Origin of the sequence: Arenicella sp. 4NH20-0111, from assembly GCF_040366405.1 — a bacterium.
Classification (GTDB): Bacteria; Pseudomonadota; Gammaproteobacteria; order Arenicellales; family Arenicellaceae; genus Arenicella.
Window position 1 is genome coordinate 251,325 of sequence record NZ_BAABWF010000003.1, and the last position, 21,802, is coordinate 273,126.

Annotated in this window: 17 protein-coding genes; 9 read left to right on the top strand and 8 right to left on the bottom strand. The window is 46.4% G+C overall.

What is annotated here, in order from left to right:
* Window positions 1-154: 154 nt before the first annotated feature.
* Entirely contained in the window at window positions 155-1,546 is a 1,392-nt protein-coding gene (locus tag ABWW54_RS08485; protein WP_353411816.1) for a lytic polysaccharide monooxygenase, read from the bottom strand.
* Between the two features lie 317 nt (window positions 1,547-1,863).
* Complete coding sequence (locus ABWW54_RS08490; RefSeq protein ID WP_353411817.1) at window positions 1,864-2,559, bottom strand: class I SAM-dependent methyltransferase; 696 nt, start codon at window positions 2,557-2,559, stop codon at window positions 1,864-1,866.
* Between the two features lie 90 nt (window positions 2,560-2,649).
* Between ABWW54_RS08490 and ABWW54_RS08495 the strand changes: the two genes are divergently transcribed.
* Complete coding sequence (locus ABWW54_RS08495) at window positions 2,650-4,050, top strand: alanine/glycine:cation symporter family protein (RefSeq protein WP_353411818.1); 1,401 nt, start codon at window positions 2,650-2,652, stop codon at window positions 4,048-4,050.
* Here ABWW54_RS08495 and ABWW54_RS08500 read toward each other — a convergent pair.
* Entirely contained in the window at window positions 4,047-4,376 is a 330-nt protein-coding gene (locus ABWW54_RS08500) for a hypothetical protein (protein WP_353411819.1), read from the bottom strand. The genes ABWW54_RS08495 and ABWW54_RS08500 overlap by 4 nt on opposite strands.
* A gap of 124 nt (window positions 4,377-4,500) precedes the next feature.
* Between ABWW54_RS08500 and ABWW54_RS08505 the strand changes: the two genes are divergently transcribed.
* Window positions 4,501-4,941, top strand: coding sequence for a DUF1801 domain-containing protein (locus ABWW54_RS08505; RefSeq protein WP_353411820.1), 441 nt, complete (start codon window positions 4,501-4,503; stop codon window positions 4,939-4,941).
* 45 nt (window positions 4,942-4,986) lie between these two features.
* Here the strand turns inward: ABWW54_RS08505 and ABWW54_RS08510 are convergent, their stop codons facing one another.
* Window positions 4,987-5,529 (bottom strand): hypothetical protein, encoded by a 543-nt coding sequence (locus ABWW54_RS08510; RefSeq protein ID WP_353411821.1) that lies wholly within the window; start codon window positions 5,527-5,529, stop codon window positions 4,987-4,989.
* 118 nt (window positions 5,530-5,647) lie between these two features.
* Complete coding sequence (locus ABWW54_RS08515) at window positions 5,648-6,607, bottom strand: alpha/beta fold hydrolase (protein WP_353411822.1); 960 nt, start codon at window positions 6,605-6,607, stop codon at window positions 5,648-5,650.
* A 132-nt stretch (window positions 6,608-6,739) separates the two neighbouring features.
* Between ABWW54_RS08515 and ABWW54_RS08520 the strand changes: the two genes are divergently transcribed.
* Entirely contained in the window at window positions 6,740-8,917 is a 2,178-nt protein-coding gene (locus ABWW54_RS08520; RefSeq protein WP_353411823.1) for a penicillin acylase family protein, read from the top strand.
* A 104-nt stretch (window positions 8,918-9,021) separates the two neighbouring features.
* Window positions 9,022-9,765 carry a glutathione S-transferase family protein gene (locus ABWW54_RS08525; protein ID WP_353411824.1) on the top strand — a complete coding sequence of 248 codons (744 nt, stop codon included), beginning with the start codon at window positions 9,022-9,024 and terminating at the stop codon, window positions 9,763-9,765.
* 98 nt (window positions 9,766-9,863) lie between these two features.
* On the opposite strand, the gene ABWW54_RS08530 is transcribed toward ABWW54_RS08525, so the two are convergent.
* A complete protein-coding gene (locus ABWW54_RS08530; protein ID WP_353411825.1) occupies window positions 9,864-11,063 on the bottom strand; it encodes an MFS transporter in 1,200 nt (399 codons plus the stop codon).
* Between the two features lie 148 nt (window positions 11,064-11,211).
* Between ABWW54_RS08530 and ABWW54_RS08535 the strand changes: the two genes are divergently transcribed.
* The 4 genes from ABWW54_RS08535 to ABWW54_RS08550 are packed head-to-tail and all read left to right on the top strand — an operon-like array spanning window position 11,212 to window position 16,803.
* The gene (locus ABWW54_RS08535; protein ID WP_353411826.1) at window positions 11,212-13,005 is read left to right on the top strand and encodes an IucA/IucC family protein; all 1,794 of its coding nucleotides are present in this window, start codon (window positions 11,212-11,214) and stop codon (window positions 13,003-13,005) included.
* A gap of 41 nt (window positions 13,006-13,046) precedes the next feature.
* Window positions 13,047-13,757, top strand: coding sequence for a GNAT family N-acetyltransferase (locus ABWW54_RS08540; protein WP_353411827.1), 711 nt, complete (start codon window positions 13,047-13,049; stop codon window positions 13,755-13,757).
* Complete coding sequence (locus ABWW54_RS08545; protein ID WP_353411828.1) at window positions 13,754-15,511, top strand: IucA/IucC family protein; 1,758 nt, start codon at window positions 13,754-13,756, stop codon at window positions 15,509-15,511. Before ABWW54_RS08540 ends, ABWW54_RS08545 begins: the two co-directional genes overlap by 4 nt.
* On the top strand, window positions 15,508-16,803 hold the full coding sequence (locus ABWW54_RS08550) for a lysine N(6)-hydroxylase/L-ornithine N(5)-oxygenase family protein (RefSeq protein ID WP_353411829.1): 1,296 nt from the start codon (window positions 15,508-15,510) through the stop codon (window positions 16,801-16,803). The genes ABWW54_RS08545 and ABWW54_RS08550 overlap by 4 nt, the downstream gene beginning before the upstream one ends.
* A gap of 8 nt (window positions 16,804-16,811) precedes the next feature.
* Here the strand turns inward: ABWW54_RS08550 and ABWW54_RS08555 are convergent, their stop codons facing one another.
* A complete protein-coding gene (locus tag ABWW54_RS08555; RefSeq protein WP_353411830.1) occupies window positions 16,812-18,326 on the bottom strand; it encodes a sulfotransferase in 1,515 nt (504 codons plus the stop codon).
* Window positions 18,327-18,515: 189 nt separating this feature from the next.
* On the opposite strand from ABWW54_RS08555, the gene ABWW54_RS08560 reads away from it, so the two are divergent.
* Entirely contained in the window at window positions 18,516-19,595 is a 1,080-nt protein-coding gene (locus tag ABWW54_RS08560; protein WP_353411831.1) for a glycosyltransferase family 4 protein, read from the top strand.
* Between the two features lie 39 nt (window positions 19,596-19,634).
* Here the strand turns inward: ABWW54_RS08560 and ABWW54_RS08565 are convergent, their stop codons facing one another.
* Entirely contained in the window at window positions 19,635-21,797 is a 2,163-nt protein-coding gene (locus ABWW54_RS08565) for an exonuclease domain-containing protein (RefSeq protein ID WP_353411832.1), read from the bottom strand.
* Between the last annotated feature and the right edge of the window lie 5 nt (window positions 21,798-21,802).

The following is a 21,802-nucleotide window of genomic DNA, read 5'->3' on the forward strand; positions in this document are numbered from 1 at the left end:
GTGCAATTGAGCTAGTATTACGAATTACTTGTGTTGAATTTGATCTGGGAAATTCGCTTTGTCGTACGTATATCACTCTTTTCTATTTAGATTCTGTGATGGCCAAGCGCGAGTCAGTTGCGCTTGGCCGTACCTTATTCGTTTCGCTAAGATCTTACAACTCGGTCCAAGCGTGTTCCCATGCCCAGCCACTGCCTGGTGCATAGTACACTTCACTCGGGCTGTTGCACCAGCCAGGTATTTTGCAGCCGTAAAGATTGCCATCGGCATCTTGAACCACGGTATTAAGCTGATATTGGCCCCGGCCTTGAGGATAAACTGGCTCGTCGCCGCCTGTGCTTGCCTCAGTCACAGTGAGGGTAAACGTCTGTTGTGTCGAGGCCTGTGTCGCCGTGTTTCTGGCTACGATGATTAGGTCATGGGTGCCGATAGAAGGCGAGTCTACTGTTAAATTGAAATTCTCGTACGAGATCACAGTTTGCTGTTGGAAAGCCACTGACGCGCCAGCAAAGTATAGTTGTGCCGTTACTTCTAGCGTTTGGTTGGTCGATACATCAAAGCCTAGATTAAGTGGTTGATCGTTCGCGAACTCAGTTTGAGCAAGCGTGACATTGAAGACCGGCTGAGTGTCTCCAGCGGGTTTGACTTCAATTTCAGCGCGCACAATGTTGGAGTCTGTCGCGACAAAAATATCATTTTTCCCGAATGCCGTGATTAACTCTCCTTCGTTGTTTAAGATGCCTGCTGACATCGCAGAGCCTTGGCCGTTAAGGTAGTCAGCTGTTAATTTTGGCCAGGTGTTGGTTTCGCCGTCCGCATCCGTGGGAATAACGAACTCAACCACTTGATTAGTTAACTCGCCATTGACATCAAATGGACGAACACGAACCGTGTCGTTGGCAGAGAGTTGTTGAGTGGGAGATATATCGCCGATGTCTCGTAGTGTATTGTCGGGCTGGCCCCCAGGAAATTGAGCATCTATCACGCTGTAAAAGCTTGCGGTGGTGTCAGCGACATCCCATACCCCGAGAATGATCTGGTACCCTGACCGTTGCGGAACGGTGCAGTTATGAGACAAGTTAAAGGGAGGTTGTGTGTCATTACCCTCGTAAACACAAAAAGGCGTTAAATCAAACGAATTTCGGCCTAGTGGTTGAGACGGATTCCAATTTGGTTTGGTGATGAAATAGCGCCAATCTCGGCTACTGTGATTGGCCGTAAAAACCCAGTTAAATGTGTTCGACCCTGCTTGCATGGGCACCTTGTTCCACCGGGTAGGGGACTGTTCATTCAGCGGAGTCCAGGAAGCAGATCCTGCGGCGGCAATGGTGCCGTCTTGCGGACCTGTCTCAGGAAACCGGTCCGGTCCTTCGACACTTTGCGGTTCATATTGAACGCCACCACAGTTTTGATTAGTGCCATCCGCGCATTGTTTGGAGCGCGAGGTTTCGATATAGCCGTGTGCGTGTGCCTGTGAATTTAACGCCGCAGTCAGGCTGATGGTAACGGCGTAGAGTAGGGTTTTATGGGTGAGTCTTAAATACATTTTGTTCTCCTGTGATGATTGCAACAGCTAATCTGCGACGGAATAGGGTGTCGCTGAAAGTGAATTGCATCTGAATTGTTTTTATACTTCTGTCCAGAAAAATCAAAATACAAGATAAAAGACAACGTTGTCAAGCTTAATTCTGCTCTGTTTGAAGATTCGACGCTGCTGTGAGTTAGAGGTGCTTGAGAGCGAGATGGCTAATCGAGGATGTGAACTAAATCAATAACCGCTGAATGAGTGTCATGATTTTTTGGAAACTTGTCTGAGGTTTCAGAGAGCACAACAACTTGCCGTGGCCTTGCTCGATAACGAGATTAGGTGACTCGAAAAATGCCCACGGAATTAAAGTCCGAGGACTCCCCAAGGTCGGGCACTGTACTGCTTGATAGTCTGTCAATCTCTGATAAGCCGCGGAGCTCTGAAGGTTTGACTCTGGAGTCGGCCACAATCACATCGGCGTAATCCTGAATAAACCCTGAGAGCATGGGTATGTTATCTCGGTCGTAGAAAACATCCGCAATCAGTAACAAAGACGAGGACAGGTTTATCTCCTTATTATGAAGTCGTTGCCTTGTTTCAATCGTGATTCCGTTCAGCGATGCGTTCAGTTTGCTGGCCATGAGTGCCGCTGGGTCGATATCTAATGCAATGGCCCTCTTGGCGCCCGCTTTCGCCGCCGCGATGGCCACCACCCCAGAACCGCTGCCAAAATCCACGACCGTTCGGCCTTCAACGAGAGAAGGATTGTCTAATAAAAACCTAGCCATTACCTGACCGCTAGCCCAACAAAATGCCCAGTAGGGAGGGGAATCCATAAGATTGTCAATTTGTGATTGGTTCAGTTCAGCTTGAGGGTAGCAGTCTTCGATGAGTGCCAGAGTAATTTCAGGAACTTGAAACAAAGCTTGTTCAACGAGTTGGGCGTTAGGCACCTTAAGTTGTAAGGTCGACTGTAACTGGTGAAAAAGGAGTTCGTTATCGGTCGAGATGGAAGTGTGATTGCTTGTCATTACGAAATTTGAGAGCGTGCTATTATCGGCGGTTCGAATCTTACCAAGGCGCTTGTTTTCTATGCGCGTTGTTCACTAGTTTATCTGCTTATGTACTCACTTGTATCATCAATTAATAATGTACTTTGGGGCCATATATTGGTCTATTTGTTATTGGTTGCAGGGGTTTGGTTTTCCGTCCGACTAAAGTTTGTTCAGGTCGGAGGGTTTAAACATATGTTTACCTTACTCAAGCAAAGTAGGCAGAGTGACTCTCTGGGAATTTCGTCTTTTCAAGCCCTTTGCACTAGTTTGTCCGCGCGAGTCGGAACCGGAAACTTGGCTGGAGTCGCCATCGCAATATCGGTGGGTGGGCCTGGTGCGGTGTTTTGGATGTGGGTAATCGCGTTTCTTGGTATGGCGACGGCGTTTGCTGAAAGTCTGTTAGCGCAAGTTTATAAAGTTAAGAATTCGGCGGGTGAGTATCGAGGTGGCCCAGCTTATTACATCAAGCAGGGCCTAAATAGTAAGTTACTAGCGGTTCTTTTTTCGATATCGCTGATGTTTGGCTATACCTTAGTATTTAACGCGACCCAGGCAAATACCATTGTCGATGCGTTAAATCACAGTTATGGCTTTTCGCAATTAATGAGCGGTGTCGTAGTCACTGTCGTTGCCGGGTTTATTGTGATTGGCGGATTACGCTCAATTGCACGCTTCTCGGAACTGGTGGTTCCGATTATGGCCTTGATTTTTGTGGCCACTGTGTTGGTGATCACACTGTTAAATGCGGCTCAGGTTCCCGCCTTGATTATTGAGATAGTTCGGTCTGCTTTTGGCCTGCAAGAAGTTGCAGGGGCCACGTTTGCTGCGGCGGTGCAAAACGGCATTAAGCGAGGTTTGTACTCTAATGAAGCGGGTGCAGGAAGTGTTCCACAGGCCGCAGCCGCAGCTTCTCCTAAGCCAAATCACCCAGCTACGCAAGGGTACATCCAAATGCTTGGTGTGTTCATTGACACGATGGTGATTTGTACCTGTACCGCGGTAGTGATTATGCTGGCCGGCGGGTACGCTGGAGTCGAAATGACTGGAATTCGTTTGACTCAAGATGCGATGACCAGCCATATGGGCAGTGTGGGCGGACACTTTGTCGCCATAGCAATCACGTTGTTCGCGTTTACCTCTATTATTGGGAACTACGCCTACGCTGAAAGTAATCTGCACTTCTTTAAATTAGATAATCGTGTCGGGCGTAGTATTTTTACGGCGATATTTTTAGGAATGACCTTGTTGGGTACGCAATTGGAACTTAAGTTGGTGTGGGCTATGGCTGATATGGCTTTTGGTTTGATGGCGGTGATTAACGTGGTCGCCATCATGTTATTGACCCCAACGATTTATGCCGTAGCCATGCACTATCAGGCGCAGCGTCGACAAAATAAAGAGCCTCGCTTTAAGCAAGGCTCGGTAAGAGTTCAGGGCCGATTAGAGGAAAAAATTTGGACTGACTAGTTGGAATAGTGTGGAAAACTGTTCTCGGTGTGGTTATTTTGATTTACGCGCTCAATGCTTTCCAGTGCCTTAAGTTCGGTTTGAAGGCGGCTTGTCGATAGCAAGTCTCTTAATGCGCCTTTAAGCTCGTCATACACCCATTTAATTTCTTGGCTATTCGAATTATTGGCGTGACTCACAATGTCTGAGAGGCATGAATCGCTGCTGACCATGATGATCGTTTCGTCTGTTTCATGCGCTAACTTAGCGTATTTTGCCATTACATTTAAACATCGAGCGTTCAGCCACTGAACCTTAATGTCCTTTATATTTACCCGTTTGTGCATTCTTTTCTCCTAAAGTGATGCGAAATCGACCTATTTTTTGACCGCAGTTAGGTTACCGTATAGTGATGGAATGTCTGTATTACAGATCATTACAAGTTAACGAACCCGACCCAATGGAGGAGTAATGCCCAAGAAAGTCACATTAAAGACGAGTCAGAATGACGTGTCTCCGCAGATTTACATTGAGAGCATTGAATCAGAAAAAACTAAGAAACAGGCAGTTGAGCTAGACCTATTATTCCGTGAGGCAACTGGGATGGAACCCAAAATGTGGGGGGGCAGTATTGTTGGTTATGGGCAATATACCTACTACAGAGCAAATGGTGATGAAGGCGAAATGCTAGCAACAGGATTTGCCATGCGAAAGTCAGGGCCGGTGCTCTATATTATTCCCGGATACAAAAAAGCGGCGCCATTGCTGGAAAAATTAGGGCCGCATAAGTTAGGTAAGTCGTGTTTGTATCTTAAACGATTGGACGATGTTGACCCTTCGGTTCTTAAAAACTTGATCATTGAAGGGTTGGCTGACTTGAAGGCACGCTATTCAGTCAAGACTGATAACTGAATAGCGTTAGACCTTGATGGTACTTCCTTCGCGAGCTGATAGGTGTTATCTAGCCCAGTTCGGTTTAGTCTCAATTTTGTTTTCGAACAAATATTCCATTTGGCATGGTTTGCCATCACACGTTGCTGGATCAAATTCAGTGTTGGTAATGATATAGCTGAGCATCGTGGCAATGTTTGGAGTTGGGGCTTTATACACCGTCACATTTTCAACTTTACCGGTTGGACTGATCATCGCAATAGCGAGCACGTCACCCTCTTTTTTAAGTTCCAAGTTGGCTTTGTAGAGCGGGCGATAAATAACTTCAGTGCCTTCCACTGGAAACGGAGGGTGTTCACTGTCTTTTAAGCCACCATACGGGGTTTTTACTCGTTCTTTTAGTGTTGGCGTTAATTCTGAATAGCTTTTGTCAAAAGGTACATCCGAACGAAAAAGCTTTTGCTTGAATTTTGACCCCGGTCGTGGATCCCCAAGTAAGAAATACGCTTTTCTGTCTTTAGCCTGTTTTGCCTGTGCTGAACTCACGACGCCCGTTAAACTCACCGCCAAAAGGGTAGTCGCCAATAACAATTTAATAGAATTTCGCATCAAGTTCTCCTTAGCTCGTTACCGAGCTATCTGTGCCTCACTAATTGGTTAAATCAATAATTTCGGCTGTTTTTGAGCCGTTCATACTGATTTAGATGCGCGAAGTTCTAATTTGGATTCACTTTGATGCGATTTTTATTATTTCTTTTACAATTAGTGGTTTATTCAGGCGGTCGATGTAGTGCCCCATTCCTTCTATTAAGAGTAAGCGGCTGTCAGAGATTAGCTCGGCGGTGTGCTCTCCATGCTGATAGGGTAACAAATTATCGGCTTTACCATGAATCACCAACGCTGGCTGCTTAATGGATTTTAGTAGCTCCACGCGATCGCCCGAATCTAATATGGCCCAAAACTGCCTACCAAACCCTTCTGGATAGTGTGATCGATCATAGCTGCGAGCCGTTAACGCTATCCATTGTGACTCGTTTAGTTCAGCAACGGTTCCGTCAATTTGTTGTCCTATCGTAGCGGAGGCTAAAATAGCTTGCTCCCGAGTTTGGTCACTTCGGTCTGATAAGTTTAAATCTACGGTTCCGGCAGGTAGATGTTCTGCGCTGCTTGAGGACATGATTGACGTTAGTGATTGGATTTTGTCTGGGTCTTTAGCGGCCATTATTTGCGCTATCATCCCACCCATTGACATACCAACCACGTGGGCAGTTTTCACGTTTAAATGCGCCAACAGCCCGAGCGCATCGTCTGCCATGTCGTCGAGCTTATAGGGAGAGCCTAGTGACATACCTAGTTTGTACCGTAAGCCCGTCAAAATTCCAGGTGTGCTCTCGTGGTAGAGTTTTGATGACCAGCCGGCATCTCGGTTATCGAATCGAATGACGTGAAATCCGGCATCGGTTAATTGCCATACAAGATCATCGTCCCAATGAATAAGCTGGCCTCCTAAGCCCATCACCAACATGATGGTTTCGTGCTCTGGATCGCCAAACTCTTGATAAGCAATGGTCAGACCATTGACGTTTGCATAGTAGGTCGGGTATTCGACTTGATCGGGCCGTTCTGACCGTGCGGCGTCATTAATCGTAAACAGTATCAGAGAAAGGAGTATAAGAGCTGATCGCATATCGCAATTTATTGATTGTTGAAATTTTGTATCAAGTATAGAGTGTTTGAGAATAAACGGCGTTATTGAACAGATAGAATAAATAAAATAGTTAATGGCTCACTTAAGTCTATTCTGCCAGGGGTTAAGACAATGAAAGCGATGAAAAAGATAGTACAGGTCAGCGTGGCTGCGTCGTTGATGTTGCTTGCAGCGACGGCTGTCTGGTTATGGAAGCCAATGCCAGAGGCTCCAAGCTTTCAAGAACTTAGCGAGGGAAGCCAACACTTTAGGGCTGAAATTCTACGAGATGTATGGGGTGTTCCTCATATTGTCGGGTTGCGTAACTCGGACACCTCATTTGGCTTGGCGTATGCTCACGCTGAAGATGATTTTGAAACAATACAAGAAACCGTCGCTGCTACGCGAGGCGTGTTGGCCAGATACCGAGGGCGAGTTGCCGCGCCAACGGACTACATGGTTCAATTAATGGATGTGTGGGGTACGGTATCTCGCCATTACGAAGGAGTTCCGGCTGACATTAAAGAAATTGCAGAAGCCTATGCCGCAGGGATCAATCTATACGCCGCCGAAAACCCTGAAAGCACATGGCTTGGTTTACCGCCCTTTACAGCCGAAGATGTTGTCGCCGGGTTTGTTTTCAAAACACCGTTTTTCTATGGTCTCGATAAGCCTCTACTGAATTTGTTTGATGAGTCGACTCAATTGGAACTCGCTCTGGCGCCGACTTCTACAACCTCAGCGTGGACAGTTAGCAATCAAGCCAGCCCTGAGCTTGGTTCGAATGCCTTGGCCGTTTCGGCGAAAAGATCTACTGATAATTCGACACGCTTGTTGATAAACTCACATCAGCCAATGACGGGGCCAGTGGCATGGTATGAGGCTCATTTACATGCCCAAACAGGTTGGAAAATTCAAGGAGGGGTATTCCCTGGAACACCGGTAATATTGCATGGGTTCACGGAAAATTTGGGGTGGGCGAATACCGTAAACCACATCGATCTTACTGACGAATATCTATTAACTCTCAATCCAGAGAATTCGAACCAATACCTGCTTGATGGTAAATGGTATGACTTCGAATCCAAAGAAGTCACTCTGTTAGTTAAACTGTGGAGTAATTTTCGGTTTCCCGCCAAACGAACCGTGTTGAGGAGTCAACACGGGCCGGTAATTAAAGTGAATGGTAAAGCATATGCGTTGCGCTACGCCGGCATGGATGAAATCGGCCAGTTAGAGCAATACGCAAGACTAAATCAAGCGACCAATTTGGCAGAATTCATGCAAGCCATGTCGCTGCAGCAATTGCCGAGCATTAATTATGTTTACGCTGACAAAGAAAGCAATATTGGTTTCATACACAATGCTCAATACCCAGATCGATTGGAGGGGTGGGATTGGTCTAAGGGGCTTCCTGGTGACCGTAGTGATCTAATTTGGCAAGGGTATCGATCGTTTAGTCAGGTTCCCAAACTAATGAATCCAAGTTCCGGTCTGGTGTTCAATGCTAACAATACACCATTCAGTGCGACCGATGGAGATGACAACTTACGCCCAGAGAACTTCCCGCAATCAATGGGGTTGGCTCGAAACCAAACAAACCGGTCCTGGCGTTTTATTGAACTCAATGACGGAGTGACACCTTTGAGCGAAGCCGAAATACTTAAACAGAAATTCGATGTTGAGTATTCTGAACGATCCGATTATCTGCTTACTCTCAATAAAGTGATGGTGCAAAATTGGTCGGACTCTGACCTTCTGCTCGAAGCACAGTCATTGATTAAAGCGTGGAATCGTCAGGCTAACATCGAAAACCGTCATACTGCCATAGCAATTTCTGTTCTTCGTGAGCTTCATGCAAACAAAGATAAAGACGATCGTTCGCCTCAAGTTTTGAGAGCGGCTACCGAGAGGGCTGCAGCCTATTTGACTCAAAACTATGGTCGTTTAGATCCTTTGTGGGGGGAAGTAAATCGGCTGCAGCGAGGTGATTTCAATCAGCCAGTCAGCGGAGGGCCTGATGCGCTAAGGGCCATCTACTCTCTGGGCTACAAACCAGATGAAAAGGCCTATGCGACGGCAGGAGATACTTGGATGGCGCTCATTGCATGGGATCAGAATGGAAAGCAAGACGCAAAAGTGTTGCATCAGTTTGGCAGTGCCACATTAGACATGGAGTCTCCACATTATTCCGACCAGGCTGAATTGTTCGTGACGGAGCAGTGGCGTAATGCGTCATTTGATATCGATCAAATTAGGAGTTCAGCTAGCCGAAATTACGTGATCGGTAATCCTAAGCTAGTGGATTAACCCGCAATATCTGTATGCTGTTACTCAATTTTCTAAGCTAGACCGCGCTATGCGATAACTGCATTCTTAGCGTTTAAATCAATTCAAACATCGGCTCCTTTACTATGTCCAAACCCGTACTTTACATATTTACCATCTCTCACTACTGCGAAAAAGCAAGGTGGGCTCTAACGCATCTTGGGATCGACGCAGAGGTGCGAATATTGGCCCCGGGTACGCATTTACAGGTAGCACAAGGTTTGGGTTTAAAACGTGGTTCTGTCCCTTTTTTACAAGATGGTGATCGCGTTATTCAAGGTTCTGATGAAATCATCAGTTGGGCTGAGAAACAGGCAAAGGGCGAACAATCGCTGGGCTCGCACAATCAAGACGTACTTGCGATTGAAAAGCGCTTAGACGACAAGCTTGGTGTACATATTCGGCGTTGGTTTTATTCTGAGGCCATTATAGAGTGCCCGCATACGGTTAAACCTATTTTCATGGAAGGGCTGTCTATTTGGGAGAAGGTTAAGCTGACCATAAAGTGGCCCGTCATTTGCAAGTTGATGATCAAACGGATGGATCTCGGCTACCAGCAAGGGCTTGAGTCCTTAGCGATCGTTGAAGAAGAGATAACGTGGTTGGAGTCCTTGATCGACCACGAAGATTCATTTCTGGTGGGCGATTCGTTGACGCGCGCCGATATCGCTGCAGCCAGTCTGCTTGCTCCGTTAGTTGGGCCGATGGAGTACAGCTGCAGTAAATTAATGACGCTTCCTCCACGAGCTATTGAGCAGTCTGTGGGTATGGACGAGCGCGTATTTTGGCGGTGGGTTAATCAGGTTTATCACACGCACAGAGAGCGATAATACTGACGTTTGATTTCCGCGCGCTGTCGAGAGACTAAGCCGGAACCGGTCTAGCCGCACGCGGCGGTTGCTACGCGCACCGGATTTATGCAATTGTACTAGCTAGGTAGCAACGTTTTAGTTCGTTGGCGATATTTAAGGCTGCGAGGTAGCAGCATCAGAGAGCTGATTACGCTTAACACGCCTATTCCGATAAACAGAGGGAGATTGCTATCCAGAAGTAACCAGCCAGCTACCCAAGTGCCAAGGCTGCCTCCCAACGCATGAGCCATTCCAAACAAACCGATCGTGCGGCCTCGGCTGCCCACGCCTTTAGCCGCCTCGCTTTGATATATTGGTGCCAACGTTGCGGCAGCACTGGAAATCATGATCACTGCAATTAAAAGTGTGACCAAGGAGTTTACAAACAACAGAGCGCACCCCGTAATTAGGCTTAAACATGCTAAAGGAACGGCGTTAACCCAAGGTTCATTTAACTTGCTGGTAATACATACTTGTAGGGATAATATAAACAGCGTGCAGAAGATTAATACGAGTGCCGTTGTTATCCCAGCCTCTTTGCTCGAAGTAAGATACTCACTCAGTAAAAAACCCAGACTGTATTGCAATGCTCCCAAGATCATTGTTAGCGTGATGCCAGCCAACAGCAGCAGCCAAATCGTGGTCGTGGCCTCCCTCTTGGGCGGCACACGAAAGTGCGTTACTGCATTTGGGATCGCCGTCACAAGAACGGCGAGAAATGTCGCGAACAGCGATAAAGCCAACAATACCCATACTGGGCCAAATATCAGTAAGGGTGCTGCGATTACTGGCCCTGCCAGTCGGCCAGCGTTAACAGCCGCAGCCAGTTGAGTTAAGGTTTTGGTTGCCAGCACCTCATCCTGAGGCGTTGTATTTTTACTCAGGCTATCCAGCGCCCATGCTTGTATTGTGGGGTAAATGGATGATGCGGTTAAGCCATAGATCAATCGCGCGGCTAGGAGCAAGTAAAAAGTGTGTTTAGTCTGCGATTCTGGCGTTTGGTGTAGAGCGAGAGCGATGACCAGAAAGCTAATGGCATACCCGGCTACGCCTACCAGCAACGCGCCTCTGCGCGACCAACGATCGGATAGATAGCCCCATACTGGATTACCGATTAGAAACATGCCACTACCAAGTGCAACAACGCTGGCCATTTGAGCGGTATTTAACTTCGTTATACTCGATAGAGAAGGAAGACACACGAGTAGAGCTGTCTGTCCGCAGCCTAGCAGTGCAGCGAAGATCATTAACTTAGTGAGTGTTTTTCTTTCGGACATTCCGTCGTTCTGTCTAAGGTATACATGGGTGTCGCGCAAGAGGTTAGCGATTAACTCAATCAAATGCAAATATAAATGATAATCATTTGCATTTGCATAAATGTCCCATTATGCTTCAGCTCGAGATTACATAGTTATAGGACTGAATATGAAACCTTCCCTTGGCGACTTCAGCGAGCAGGACGGCGAAGCGATGATGGGCTTTGCGTATGCAGCGTCAAGCTTTGCCAATGCAATGCTGAAAGAATCCAGTAACTGGACTTGGCTAGAATCCCATCATGAGTGGTGGCGAGCAATGCCTGAAGACACTGACCCCTTGGTTAAGTATCCATTGACGGGTAATCGCTGCCTACTAATTCCCATAGCATCCGCAGGCCAAGCGTCGGTTTACCGATGTTATCAATCTTGGTGGTATGCAAGTAAAACGTCATTAAAGCCCATAGGGTTAGTTCAAGCAGCGCAATTACTGTGTCAAGAAGGCTTGGATAGAGAGGAAGAGCAGCAAGCGGCCGTGCTGCCGTCGCGGGTGCAGCAAAGTGTTTCGGAAGTTCAAAAGTTAATGGAAAGACGGCGACTCAACGACGTCTTTTCGGTGACCAGTAATTTTATTGACAGTGATCAGGCCCTATTGGGTGGGCATCCTAGTCACCCATGTCCACGAGCGAAGGGTGGATTTAGTGACCAAGACAGTGTGACCTATTCTCCTGAACATCAAGGGAAATTTGCATTGCGGTGGTTAGCCGTTGCGCCTAGTGTGGTTTTTTCAGAGTGCCGAGGAGAAAGTCTGGAGAGACGGTTGTGGAGTATTGTGGAAAGTGATGCGGAGCTAACAGGACTTTCTAAGCGTGATTTCGGAGCTGATCTTCCATGGCCATTGCACCCCTGGCAGGCTGAAAAACTCCTACAAGAGCCGCGAGTTAAGCAATTGATTAGTGACGGTTTGATTCGAGATTTCGGTGAACGAGGAGATGTGTGGACGGCCACTTCATCACTTCGTTGTATTTATCGAAGAAATTCGCCCTACATGTTGAAGTATTCCTTGAGTGTTCAGTTGACCAATTCTGTACGTCACTTGTTACCGCATGAGGTAGAGCGCGGATTGCAGGTGGTTGATGTTTGGGACAGTGAACTCGGGAGAGCGTTTTCCGAGCGGTACCCTAGCTTTAGTGTCATTCGTGAGCCGGCCTGGTTGGCGTTGAAAGATGAAAACGGCCAGCCCATGATTAATACTATCACTGTCTTGCGAGACAATCTTTTTACTGAAGGTCATGATCAACAAGTGTTTATGTTGGGATCACTATGTCAGTTACCGCCAGCAGGTAAAACTAGCCAGTTGGCGAACATTATTAAAGCAAAGGCGACTTTGGAGAAGACCAGCGTAGATGTCGCTGCTCGAGACTGGTATCAGCGGTTTCTGATGGTTGCTCTGGAACCTTTGTTGATGGCTCAAGCCGAAGAGGGGCTACTCTTTGGAGCTCATCAACAAAATACCTTACTGAAATTGAGAGACTTTAATCCTGATCATTTTTATTACAGAGATTGTCAAGGGACTGGATTTTCGGCCTTAGGAGTACAGAGGCATCAAACCGTAGTCGCCGCGTTTGCAGATAATCGTAATCAACTGAATGAGACGATGGCTAATAATTTGTTTTCGTATTATTTAGTCGTCAATACGTTGTTTGCCACTGTCGCGGCTATCTCTCAAGACGGATTGCTGAATGAGTCAGAATTATTGACCTCCACACACCAGTTTATAGACGAGTTACGAAGGCGTAACCCGAAAGACACTTCGTGTCTCGATATGCTGTTAGAGAGTGATTTCTTGCACGTGAAAGGGAATTTGTTATGCAGCCTACGAGATACCAATGAAAACACGATGACAAACCCCTTAGAGCTGTATTTGCCATTAAACAACCCGTTGAAATTATCTAGATCAGCCTAATTCGCCACACCGACAACCGCCATTACGGAGACAGTACGAGCATGTCCATAACCGATTCGCTTCAACCCTACAGTGAAGAGAGTGAACAACTTAATCAGAGTTACACCACTACCCTAAGGCCGAAAAAATATTTGCAACCGGGTCATTCTGCTGCAGTAAGACACCCTACACGACCCATCAAACCAGAAGGTTGGGTTTATGATCGCGTAGATACCGAGTTTGATCGAAAAATCAGCTTTAAAGCAATAGACCCAGAACAGGACTTGGCAACGTTTCATCGTTGGCAAAATGACCCTTTGGTGTCGCGTTTTTGGGAAATGGCCGAATCGGAAGATACATTGGCCAAATACCTGCTTGATCAATTACATGATCCCCACACGCTTGGGTTAATCGGATATCTCAACGATCAACCTTTTGGTTACTTTGAGGCGTACTGGTGCAAGGAAGATCGTCTTGGCGCGTATTACGATAGCGATGAGTTTGATCGTGGTTGGCATGGACTAACAGGGTCCAGGCAACATCTTGGGCGGAAAAACACGCTGACCTGGATAAAAGGGCTTTGTGACTACTTGTTTTCAGACCACTCAGCGACTGAGCGCCTAATGGGAGAACCCAGAGCTGATAACTTAATGTTGTTGCGTTATGCCGAACAAATACCGTATCAAAAGATGTGTGAATTTGATTTCCCTCACAAGCGGTCCGCCTTAATGCAGCTGACTCGAAACGACTTTTATGAAACGGTGAAATTATGAATAAGTTTTATCGTGAAGCAGCAAGAATGCTGCTGGAGAAAAATCTTTCTGAATTGCTATACGAAGAAGCAATATTGTGTGAGAGTCATGGAAATCGCCAAGAAATTTTGTTGCACAGCGGCCATGTGTACGCCTTCATCGGTGACCTTTCTATATGGGGACATTGGCTGATCAAGCCTAAGTCTATCCAGCGCAATAATAGTTTAGCGACATGTCCGTTGCAGTTACTGATCGACGCTAAAAGTGAATTGCAACTGACCGATATTGTTTTGGCCAATTTAATTGAGGAAACAAGTAATGGACTTGTCTCTGACGCAGAGCTGCGTAAAAATCGGAGCACGTGGTCTGCAGAGCGTATCGCGCTTCTGAATTTCAATGAACAGCAAGCGTATTTTGAAGGCCATCCGAAGGCGATTGCAAATAAAGGCCGCATGGGGTGGGGAGTATCAGAACATAAATCCTATGCGCCTGAACACAGCCCTAGCATACAGTTACGTTGGCTGGCAACGCAGAGTGACCTGTTGCAGAGTGGCTATCAAAAAGACTGGAGTCCGATCAAGTTGTTAGCGAACAGCGTTTCAACAGCCCAGTTGCAGGCCGTGTCTGAACTGCTAGCCGAGCCGGTTGATTCTTGGTCGTTTATTCCCGTGCACCCGTGGCAATGGGAACATAAAATTAAGACGTTGTTTGCCAAAGAATTGGCCAATGGAGCGCTGGTGGATTTAGGTTACTTAGGCGATAACTTTCTGCCCCAGCAATCTCTCCGTACGTTGGCGAACAGGCGAGCTGAAGAGAATTTGGATATTAAGTTACCGTTAACGGTGTTAAATACGTCGTGTTTTCGAGGTATTCCAGCGAGATATATTCGCATCGGCGCTGAGCTGTCGGCGTGGCTAAAGGGTATTTGCGTTAATGATTCGGAGCTTTCAAATACCTATGTCTTGCAGGAGGTAGCAGGCGTTCATCTTCCCCAGAACCTCTATCGTCAACTAGGCGAAGCCCCGTATCGCTACAATGAACTCCTAGGTGCAATTTGGCGTGAACCGGTCGCTAAGTATCTTGAGCACGGACAGCAGGCCGTCATGCTTGGAGCACTCTGGCAAACTGATAACGCAGGCACACCACTTCTTAATACGTGGTTGGAGCAGTCTGGACTCGGTCTGGACGACTGGCTTGGAGAGCTGTTTAGGGCTATGGTCGTTCCGCTGTACCACCTTCTTTGTCACCATGGAATTGGTTTGGTAGCTCACGGGCAAAATATAACCTTAGTGCTGGAGCAAGGGCGTGTTGTGGCTATGGCGTTGAAGGATTTTCAAGGTGATTTAAGGTTGGATGAAAAGCACTATAAATCGAGAGATGGCTTGTCGTCTAATGCGCTTGAGGCCATTGATACCTTGCCGCCTGAATATTTGATTCATGATTTACAGACAGGGAATTTTGTCACCGCACTGCGCTTTTTGTCAGGCCTTTGTTTTACTCGGTTTAAGTTTTCAGAGGTTGAATTCTACTCGTTATTAGCCAAAGAGCTGCGCGCCTATCAATGCAGGGAATCCAGTTCGCAGGAGCAGCATCAACGGTTTAATTTGTTTTCGAATGACATCGCTAAGTTGTGTATAAATCGGGTTCGTTTACAACAAGGTTACGAAGATTCGGCAGAGCGCCCAATACCAATTAGAGGGAGTGATATTAAGAACCCTTTGTTTCTCGCAGAACAAATTAACGTTGATAAAGCGGTGCAGGAGAATGTCGCATGATGTACGACCTAGTTGGAATTGGAGCGGGGCCTTTTAATCTAAGCCTAGCGGCTCTGTTAGAACCTACGGGTTTGAAAACGTGCTTTTTGGAAAGGCAGAAACAATATCAATGGCATCCAGGAATGATGTTGCCTGGCGCTAAGCTACAGAATAGTTACTTGAGAGATTTGGTCACTGGAGTGGATCCCACAAATCGCCATTCTTTCTTAAACTACTTGGTGGAATCGGGGCGGTTCTACCGGTTTCTGCACGCTGATCAATCGGCGGTGAGCCGGCAGGAATTTGACCTGTATCTAAAATGGGCGTCGAGCCGAATGGAGCATGTTCGTTCTGGCGGCGAAGTGCGCGAAGTAGATTACTGTGAACAAAGCGCCTGTTTTCAGGTGCGGCTTGCCGATAATTCTGAGCTAACGAGTAAGCATTTAAGCTTAGGGACGGGAAAGAAAGCAAAAATACCACCAGAGGCGTCATCGTTTATGGGGAATGATTGTTTTCATGCCAGTGAGATTGCTTTGAGAAAGCTTAACCTGGCTGGAAAGCGAATTGCTGTCGTGGGTGGCGGTCAGTCTGGTGCCGAAATCTTTCTTAATTTGATCAACGATAATTGGGGAAAGCCGGCCGCAGTTACGTGGATTAGTCGGCGTAACAACCTCGCGCCGCTGGACGAGACGCCGTTTACCAACGAATTTTTCGCACCTGGCTATCAAGAAGCGTTTATTTCAATGCCACCCGCAAAGAAAGATCAGCTTTTATCAGAGCAAAAACTGGCGTCAGATGGCATCTCAGGTGAAACTTTGCGCGATATTTATCAGTCACTTTATCAGCGCGAAGTCTCTCTTGGATTGAATTCCGAAATACAGATAAAACCGAGTCGCGAGTTAACGAATGTAAGCAAGATAGCATCTGGCTTTGATGTGGCGTATGTAAATAAAATTGATGAACAATGGGAATCAACACAGGTTGATGTCGTACTTTTGTGTACAGGGTATCAGTATCACGTACCCACTTATTTATATCCGTTGGCTGAGAAGTTTGATTGTGATGCCAGTTATGGAATGGCTCTGGACCCTCAATATCGTGTGCGTTGGGAAGGCAATCCTAATAATCGTATTTACGCGTTGAATATGGGCTTGATGAGCCATGGAATTGTTGACCCACAAATGAGTCTGAATGCCGTTAGAGCGGCCACAATAGTTAACGATTTATCGTCCGAGGCCGTGTATCAGCTTAGCAGTGATGGCTACCTCCAATGGCAGTCCCTGACGAGCGAGAGCCAAACATTCGCCGCCTAGATCTTTGTCTATGAGTCTATCTCTATGCCCGCGTTTTGCGCCTTTTGTACGAGACCTGAGAGTTGTGTCTCGTAGTTTAACCAGCGATTAATGCCGCGCGTAAAGATAGGTTCACGAACCTGCGAGCTGCTCAGAGTTTTAACGGATCGTTTGGTCTTGTGAAAATCATAACAAGCTTGCTCAGTGTTTAGGCCGCAAAACCTCAATAGTCCGTCGATGGCTGTTTTGGGTTCGGTAACGAGCTGTTCATAACGTACCCTATAGATGAGTCCATTTGTATTCTCATCCCAGTAGTTGATCAAGTTGTAATAGCTTTTGTAAAGGCCAACAAGTTCATCGTAGTCGTAGCTGAATGGCGCGCCATCGCCGCCAAATAGTTGTCGGTAGCAACCAAATAGCACGTCCATTGGTTGTCTATCGACAACAATGATTTTGGCATTAGGAAGAGCTGCCTTGATGACGCCTACGGAGCGGTGGTTAAATTGATTTTTATCGGTGAATACCCTTTTGTTACCGCGTATGAAACGCATGTTTTGTTCGTAGGCTTTACCAACGTTAATCCAGTCTGAGGTGTTTCTAGTAGAAAGCCAATCATCAATACCACCTGTATGCTCAGTGGATCTTTGAACCCGCATAACGGCATTTGCTAAGGCTGTGTATTCGTCGCCGCCCGCCACCTCACTATGACTGGCAATGATTTGTTCGACCAGTGTCGTGCCGCTGCGCGGCATTCCCATAATAAATATCGGGGTTAGGTCACTAGACTGTTCTCTATCGAGTGAGTTGAGTTTTATGGGCGTAAAGATTTCAGTGGCCTTACGGTCAATGCCCACTTCTGACTGTAAATCATAATGCAATGTTTTTCGCTTAAGGCCGTTGCCAAAGCACAAATGCTCGTAGGCAGTTTGAAAGTCACCGAGCCGTTCCGCGTGTTTATAAGCTGCGAACTGTAAATAGTGGGCTCTACTTTCATGTACCAGTGAATTTGATATCTGTCGAGTTACTTGGTTTAAGGATTCCGCGTGCTCTGAGCAAAGTTCTGCTCGATGCCAATATGGTGGAGCGTAGTTGGGGTTTACCGTGATGGCCTGGTTAAAGCTGGACAGGGCTTTATCGAAATCGCCTTCATCTTTATAGAAGGTGCCTAACATCGTTACGATATTATGGTCGTTGGGGTCTCTTAGGTAGGCGCTACGCAGCATTTCAATGGCTTCATCCTGTCGAAACATATGCCTTAAAGCATCGAGTTTCCATGAAAACGCCACCGCGCAATTGGGTGTATTTACTAAACGTTTGTTAGTAAGCTCGAGGAGCTCCTCAAACATATACATGGACAATAATTTCTCATAGAAACTCCAAAGTAACTCGGTGGCATCTGGGTTGTTTTGAGTGAGTTTTAGAGAGTGAACTAAAGCGCGTTGCATGTCCGTTGCGGCAATTTGATCGAGCATTTGAATCGCTTGCTTTTGAGAAATGCGTTTCTCAACGCCATTTTGCGTGTATACGACCTCAGTATTGTTCATTAATTGGGTGCAGCTTGTTGTTCTTATGATTGAAGCAGGAAAACTAACTCAATGGCAAGCTCTGTGCAATTGAATCGACCTTGAAACCTGTTAATATTTGGCGGCGTTTAATCCATTACATTTGCTGCTATGACGTTCGTATTTTTGACTAACCAAGCTTCTTATCATCAGATGCATTTTGCGAGGGCAATGGCGTCTGAATTGGGAGCAGATAAATTTCGCATTATCTTGCACAAAGGAACAAGCTCGGCTCGGGCAGAAATGGGGTGGAAGGACGATTACGAAGATGAATTTATTATTCGTTACGCTGAATCAGAAAGCGCTAAGAAAGAAAGCATGAAATGGATTGATTCAGCGGACGTTGTTATTCAGGGGCGGTTTCCTATAAAACACGTCAGAGCTAGAATTAACGCAGGAAAACTGACTTTCACTTGCCAAGAGCGTTTGTGGAAAAAGCCTCCGTCATTGAAACGAAAAATTTCTAGGATGGTTCACCTCTATAAAAACTATTTTTCTGTTGATAAGCCCAACTACCACTTCTTAGCGATCGGCAGCAATGCAGCTAAAGACCTGAACGACATGGGGCTGTTTAAGGGGCGCAGCTGGCGTTATGGCTACTTTATCGATTGCCCTCCGTTGGTGAAAAAAAAACGGCATGATGAATTGGCACTTCTGTGGTGTGCCCGATTTAGTCAAGTGAAACAACCATCGAAAGCGCTGGAGATATTGAAAGGCTTGATTGACGGGGGCATTAAGGCCAAATTAACCATGATTGGTGATGGTGAGCTAAGAGAACAGACCGAACAATCAGCAAAGCAATTTAGTGTGTCAGACAAGGTGGAGTTTACCGGCTGGAGGTCGCAGAGCGAGGTATTTCAAGCGATGCAGGACGCCGATTTGTTTTTAATGACAAGCGATCAGGGTGAAGGATGGGGGTTGGTGGTAAACGAAGCCTTGAGTCAGGGCTGTGGCGTGATTGCCAATGCGGACCTCGGTTCTGCGAAATGGTTGGTTCAACATGGCCGTAATGGGTTGTTGTATCGTGATGCCGATTTGACCTCTCTTATTGATGAATTGGTGTCGATGGAGCCACACGTTATTCGCGACTTAGGCCGAGCGGCACATCCTATCATGGAGAATGAGTGGTCTGCTCCAATTGCCGCTAAGAGAACCATAGCGTTGTCAAAAGCTCTTCTGACAGGTTCTGCCGAGTCCGCGGTAGAGCTATATCGAGCAGGGGTGTGTTCGTTTATCGAAGATGACAGTTAGGATTTAAGACCCGTTAAGTCTTATCACTACGTCGACAGTTTAATTGACTGGTTTGTTTGACGTATCCTGAATCAGCCTTAGTAAATGCGCGGTAGCTCTGGCATCATCTAATGCGCGGTGATGATTGTTTAGTTCAATATCGAGCGCCTCAGTTAGCTTTCCTAAGCTGTAGGACCTTAGACCAGGGAAGGCTCGTCTGGCATTTTTGACCGTACAATATTTAGGCATACGGAATGATTGTCCTAAAGCATCGTAGGCTGCCTTTATGAATCCATAATCGAACCCAACGTTGTGCGCCACGAAAATTGAATTGTCTAATAGCCGTTTCAAGGTATTGGCAATTTCGGAAAAAATAGGTGCATCGCGAACCATGCTGTTATCAATGCCGGTCAGGTGTGTGATGTGCCTAGGAATGGATTGTTGGGGGTTTACTAAGGTAGACCATTGATCAACAATTTCTCCGCCTTTCACCTTAACTACGGCAATTTCAGTGATCGCATTGCCTGATTTTTGGCCCCCTGTGGTTTCAATATCAACGACTGAGTACACCTGCTCAGGGTTAACGGCCCATTCAACTTGGGTCAGTTCAACCTGAAATCCCGACTCTCTCAATCGTTGAATACTAACCAGCTGATTTGGCCTCAATACATCGCCCGGCGCTTTGATTTCCTCGAAGCGCAGGTGATTGTTTTCTATTACCAATATGTCAGGATACCCGTCTTTGGCGTGTTCGAAATTCTGTGCGATTCGCCGCAGCGTATTTGCAATTGCACCATCAGGTGAATACTGTAAGCACTTTATCAATGGCTCTAACAGTTCTTTGCGCCAACGGAATAACCCAGTAGGGTAATTGTAGTGCTTAACCGCGATATGGGTGAATCGTCGAATGCTCTTGTTCTTGTCTTTGAGTGAAGACAATATCTCTTCGATGGACCGTTCGTTGTCTTGATAGAAATGTTTGGACCTTAATGGGGCAGGCAGTCGGTCAAATTCACTGTGATTTTTTTGGTTATACAGAAGTTCCCAAAAGGTAAATGCGAACAGCGCTTTCCAAAGATCATTTTCCGTAAAAGTTGCGTATGAATCAGTCTGTTGATAATGGTTTATAACACCTTCTTCAACGCTATTTATGAACGCTTCATCAATCAGCAGTGTTCTGTTGGACTCCCGCAGCATATCGGTGTAAATGCTGGTGCGCTTGCCCTGATATTTTCGGCAATAGAAATCTTCAATGAACAGTCGACTCAACGCAGGAAGGTCCGCGCGACTTCTTAACAAGGTCAGCGGCGCCTCAAAAGCGTGTTTGCCCAGATTACGAAAGCTTAAGCGCACCCAATGCTCGATGGCCTTGGGATGCGTTGAGAGTTGCCATAGGGTAAGGGCCCGTTGGGGGTCTTCATCCGCCACGTAGTCGCCCAGTGCTAACAGTAGTCTGTCATTCGAAGAGCTATTGGATGAGGTGCTAGATGAGACAGTATCAGAAGGTTGGGTAGCGACGGAGTGAGCGAACAATGCGGCCTCATTGAAGATACCGTCAGGATTTATAGTCAATTCGCGAAGGTAATACTGGATCCTAAATGCAATTTTGGCTTCGTGTTTATCGTTATGCCTTGCGCTTGGTGGCCGTTTACTTTTCCTGACTCTTAATACTCCTAAGTCACGCATGGCAAATTTCTGGAAGCGATTGCGTAAGTCACCGAAAAACAGAAAAAACAAATAATCAGTGATCGATTGTTTCCGCCTGGCAATGTACTTGATTATAACGTCTGACTTAATGGCAGTATTACTGTCTAAGTTCGTTAAGGCGTGTTCCAGTAATACGCTTTTTCTATTGGAGGCCTTTAACGTGTGGCCTGACTCAAGTAGTAGTTCAATCAGCTCTGGCTTGGTCAGCAGGGGCATTAACGTTTTCCAATCAGCATTGAGTGCGGGACTTATTAGTCCTGACTGTTCCAGCGTAGTGAGCGCAGCGGAAATATCCTCTATTTCAGGGTAGTTTAAGCTCGATCGCTTTACGAGCGTGTGTTTACGAGTGAGGAGCCTGATTAATAAGCATTGCGCATCTTCATTTAGTTGTGAGAATACTGAAAGGTATTGAGCATGTTCTGTATCTAATAAGTGGCTGCAGTGTTCACTGACGTAGTCGAACACTTCATTTGCGTGCGCTAGATAGTATTTCGCGGGTAGCTGTTTATGCATCATGAATA

Excerpts from the sequence above, each read along its gene's own strand:
- ABWW54_RS08550 (WP_353411829.1), top strand. The coding sequence starts at position 15,508 with ATGATGTACGACCTAGTTGGAATTGGAGCGGGGCCTTTTAATCTAAGC.
- ABWW54_RS08540 (WP_353411827.1), top strand. The coding sequence starts at position 13,047 with ATGTCCATAACCGATTCGCTTCAACCCTACAGTGAAGAGAGTGAACAA.
- ABWW54_RS08490 (WP_353411817.1), bottom strand. The coding sequence starts at position 2,559 with ATGACAAGCAATCACACTTCCATCTCGACCGATAACGAACTCCTTTTT.
- ABWW54_RS08525 (WP_353411824.1), top strand. The coding sequence starts at position 9,022 with ATGTCCAAACCCGTACTTTACATATTTACCATCTCTCACTACTGCGAA.
- ABWW54_RS08510 (WP_353411821.1), bottom strand. The coding sequence starts at position 5,529 with ATGCGAAATTCTATTAAATTGTTATTGGCGACTACCCTTTTGGCGGTG.
- ABWW54_RS08505 (WP_353411820.1), top strand. The coding sequence starts at position 4,501 with ATGCCCAAGAAAGTCACATTAAAGACGAGTCAGAATGACGTGTCTCCG.
- ABWW54_RS08545 (WP_353411828.1), top strand. The coding sequence starts at position 13,754 with ATGAATAAGTTTTATCGTGAAGCAGCAAGAATGCTGCTGGAGAAAAAT.
- ABWW54_RS08500 (WP_353411819.1), bottom strand. The coding sequence starts at position 4,376 with ATGCACAAACGGGTAAATATAAAGGACATTAAGGTTCAGTGGCTGAAC.
- ABWW54_RS08495 (WP_353411818.1), top strand. The coding sequence starts at position 2,650 with ATGTACTCACTTGTATCATCAATTAATAATGTACTTTGGGGCCATATA.
- ABWW54_RS08565 (WP_353411832.1), bottom strand. The coding sequence starts at position 21,797 with ATGATGCATAAACAGCTACCCGCGAAATACTATCTAGCGCACGCAAAT.
- ABWW54_RS08515 (WP_353411822.1), bottom strand. The coding sequence starts at position 6,607 with ATGCGATCAGCTCTTATACTCCTTTCTCTGATACTGTTTACGATTAAT.
- ABWW54_RS08535 (WP_353411826.1), top strand. The coding sequence starts at position 11,212 with ATGAAACCTTCCCTTGGCGACTTCAGCGAGCAGGACGGCGAAGCGATG.
- ABWW54_RS08530 (WP_353411825.1), bottom strand. The coding sequence starts at position 11,063 with ATGTCCGAAAGAAAAACACTCACTAAGTTAATGATCTTCGCTGCACTG.
- ABWW54_RS08520 (WP_353411823.1), top strand. The coding sequence starts at position 6,740 with ATGAAAGCGATGAAAAAGATAGTACAGGTCAGCGTGGCTGCGTCGTTG.
- ABWW54_RS08560 (WP_353411831.1), top strand. The coding sequence starts at position 18,516 with ATGGCGTCTGAATTGGGAGCAGATAAATTTCGCATTATCTTGCACAAA.
- ABWW54_RS08485 (WP_353411816.1), bottom strand. The coding sequence starts at position 1,546 with ATGTATTTAAGACTCACCCATAAAACCCTACTCTACGCCGTTACCATC.
- ABWW54_RS08555 (WP_353411830.1), bottom strand. The coding sequence starts at position 18,326 with ATGAACAATACTGAGGTCGTATACACGCAAAATGGCGTTGAGAAACGC.